The sequence below is a fragment of the uncultured Maricaulis sp. genome, from assembly GCF_963976135.1.
In the GTDB taxonomy this organism is placed as follows: domain Bacteria; phylum Pseudomonadota; class Alphaproteobacteria; order Caulobacterales; family Maricaulaceae; genus Maricaulis.
Window position 1 is genome coordinate 1 of record NZ_CAXBKN010000165.1, and the last position, 3,035, is coordinate 3,035.

3 protein-coding genes are annotated in these 3,035 nt (G+C 66.6%); all 3 read left to right on the forward strand.

Going from position 1 to position 3,035, the window contains the following annotated elements:
- Nucleotides 1-21 precede the first annotated feature (21 nt).
- The 3 genes from AAC023_RS14145 to AAC023_RS14155 are packed head-to-tail and all read left to right on the forward strand — an operon-like array spanning nt 22 to nt 2,920.
- The gene (locus tag AAC023_RS14145) at nt 22-792 is read left to right on the forward strand and encodes a tyrosine-protein phosphatase (RefSeq protein WP_339741887.1); all 771 of its coding nucleotides are present in this window, start codon (nt 22-24) and stop codon (nt 790-792) included.
- Nucleotides 789-2,126, forward strand: coding sequence for an anthranilate synthase component I family protein (locus tag AAC023_RS14150; protein ID WP_339741889.1), 1,338 nt, complete (start codon nt 789-791; stop codon nt 2,124-2,126). The genes AAC023_RS14145 and AAC023_RS14150 overlap by 4 nt, the downstream gene beginning before the upstream one ends.
- On the forward strand, nt 2,123-2,920 hold the full coding sequence (locus AAC023_RS14155) for an aminotransferase class IV (protein WP_339741891.1): 798 nt from the start codon (nt 2,123-2,125) through the stop codon (nt 2,918-2,920). The genes AAC023_RS14150 and AAC023_RS14155 overlap by 4 nt, the downstream gene beginning before the upstream one ends.
- Nucleotides 2,921-3,035 lie beyond the last annotated feature (115 nt).

The following is a 3,035-nucleotide window of genomic DNA, read 5'->3' on the forward strand; positions in this document are numbered from 1 at the left end:
GCGATTGCGTACCTCCAAGCCATGACACGGATCCAGTCCCTCGAAGGCGTTCACAATTTTCGCCATTTCCATGGCTATGAAGCCGCCGATGGCGCGCGCGTGCGTGAGGGCCTGTATCGCTCCGGGCATTTCTCGCGCTCCAGCGAGGCCGACCGCGAGCTGATACGCTCGCTCGGCATCACCGTGATTGCCGATCTGCGCCGCCCGCGCGAGCGCCAGGCCGAGCCCTCCGCCTGGCCCGAGGGTCATGCGCTTCGGGTGATTTCGTCCGATGCCGATGATGATGGCGAGCCGCCTCATCTCAAATTCCTGCGCACCGGTGATCATTCGCTCGAAGCCGTGCGCGGCTATATGCAAAGCGCCTATCGACGTATTCCGACCGAAAAGGGCAACCAGTCCGTATTCCGCGAAGGCTTCAAGGCGCTGGCCTCGGGCGAGGCCGATGGCGGTTTCCTCGTCCATTGCGCCGCCGGCAAGGATCGCACCGGGATATTCTGCGCCCTGGTCCTTGATGAGCTGGGTGTCAGCCAGGACGAGATCATCGAGGATTACCTGCTGACCAATACAGCGGTCGATTTCGACAGCCTGGTGCCGATGGTGCGCCAGCGCCTGCAGGAGAGCTATGGCCATGTCATGCCGGACGCGGTGATGCGCGCCTTCCTCGGTGTCGAGGCCGATCTGCTTCACACCGCGCTGGCCACAATCGGTGACCGTGACCGCTATTTGCGCGACGTGCTCGGCATTACCGATCAGGAGCGTGCAGCGCTGCGGGAGCGCTGGCTGGAGCGATGAGCCCGCTCGCCGGACAGGCAGAAGCCGATGGCAGTGGCCGGCCCCTGTTGGAGATCGTCCGCCCCTGGCGCGATCCGATTGCCGCCTTCGCGCCGCTGGCCGGCGAGGACAGGGCGCTGCTCCTGCATGACGGACGCAGTGGCCGGGCGCGTATCTTCGCCCGCCCTTCGCGAGTTTTCGGCGATGGCTCGCGTGCCGGTTTCGAGACGCTGCAGGCTGAGTTCCGTCGGCCCGGCGCTGACGGCATGCTGGCCGGCCTGTTCGGCTATGACCTGGCATCCGCCTTTGAAACCCTGCCCGTCCATCCGGCCCGCTGGCCGGCGCTCGCCTTTGCGCGCTATCCGGTCTGGGCCGAATTCGACCAGACGGCCGGAAGGCTGATCGTGCGCGGCCGTGATCTGGAGATGATGGATGGCTTTGCCGATTTGCTGGCATCGGGGCAGGCGCCGGATCCCGCGGGGCACCGTGCGATGACAGCGCGGCCGGGGGCCGGATGGTCGCCGCGCTGGTCGCCCGGGCACTATCTCGCCGCCGCCGGCCGCGCGCGCGATTATGTGCATGCCGGCGATGTCTTCCAGGTCAATCTTTCGCAGGCCTTTGAAGCTGAATTGAGCCCGGACGATCATCCCTATGCCGTCTTCGAACGCCTGTGCCGCGCCAGCCCGGCCCCCCATGCTGCCTATTTCCGCCTCGATGCCGGCCATGTGATCCTGACCAATTCGCCGGAACGTTTCGTCTCCGTGCGCAGTGGTCATGTCGAGGCGCGGCCGATCAAGGGTACGCGCAAGCGCTCCGGCGATGTGGTCGAAGACGCTGCGCTGGCGCGCGAACTGGCCGCCAGCGCGAAGGACCGCGCCGAAAACCTGATGATTGTCGATCTGATGCGCAATGATCTCTCGCGCGTCTGCACGCCGGGGTCTGTCAATGTGCCCGTGCTCTGCGCCGTGGAAACCTATGCCAATGTGCATCATCTGGTGTCGGTCATTGAAGGCGAGCTGGATCCCGGCCTCGACGTGTTCGACCTGGTCGCCGCCAGCTTCCCGCCCGGCTCCATCACCGGCGCGCCGAAAGTGCGCGCAATGCAGATCATTGCCGAGCTGGAAGGCGAATCGCGCGGCCCCTATTGCGGCGCCCTCGGCTGGATTTCCCAGGATGGCGATATGGACCTGAATGTGATGATCCGCACCGCCGCCATGCGTCTGGCCGGTAATGTCTGGCACGCCACCATCCGCTCCGGCGGCGGCATAATCGCCGATTCCGATCCGCTCGAAGAATATGAGGAAACCCTGACCAAGGCGTCGGCCCTGCGCCGGGCGGTTGAGGGACGGGCATGACGGTCTGGCTGGATGGCGATTGGCTCGGGGACGGGGCGGCGGTGATCGCAGCCGGTGATCGCGGCCTGCTGCTCGGCGATGGCCTGTTCGAGACCTTGCGCTTTTCCGGCGGGCGATTGCTGCGCCAGGCGGCGCATGAGCAAAGACTGCGCGCCAGCTGCGCCGCGCTGGACCTGGCCTGTCCGCTCGACCGGATCGCCCTTGCGGCGATCGTCGGTGAGATGGCGGCGCGGGCCGGACTTCGCCAGGCGGCGATTCGCCTGACCCTGACCGCCGGCGCCGGCCAGCGCGGGCTCGCCCGGCCGGCCATGACTCAGCCCTCCTGCCTGATAACGGCCGCACCCTTGCCCGAGGTGCCGGCCTCGCTCAGCCTGGCGACTGTCGCGCAACGCCGTTCCGTCAGCAGTATCGCGGCGCGGCACAAGACGCTCAGCTATATCGACAATGCGATGGCGCGGCGCGAGGCGGTGCGTTCCGGTGCCGGCATGGCGCTGCTGCTCGACACTGACGGGCATGTGTCGGGCACTGATTGCGCCAATCTGTTCTGGATGCGCGAAGGCCGGCTGTTCACCCCGGCGCTGGAGTGTGCGGTTTTGCCGGGCACGGTGCGGGGCGCGATTATCGCGGCGCTGGATGTCGAGCAGGGCCGGTTCACACCGGAGGACCTGGCACTCGCGCAGGGGGTTTTCGTGACCAATGCGTTGTTGGGTGCGGTGGCAGTCAGCGGCATCGATGGCGCGCCCGCCGGAGCCGGTCAAGGCGTGCCCGATGCCGTCAGGGCTGTGCTGGACTAGCTGCGGGCGACGACAATCGACTGGCGCGGGCGCAGGTAGAAGACTTCGCTGATATCGAACTGGCTGACGCCGAGCTCGCTAAACATGGTGTGGTACTGGTAATTGACCTCGACCA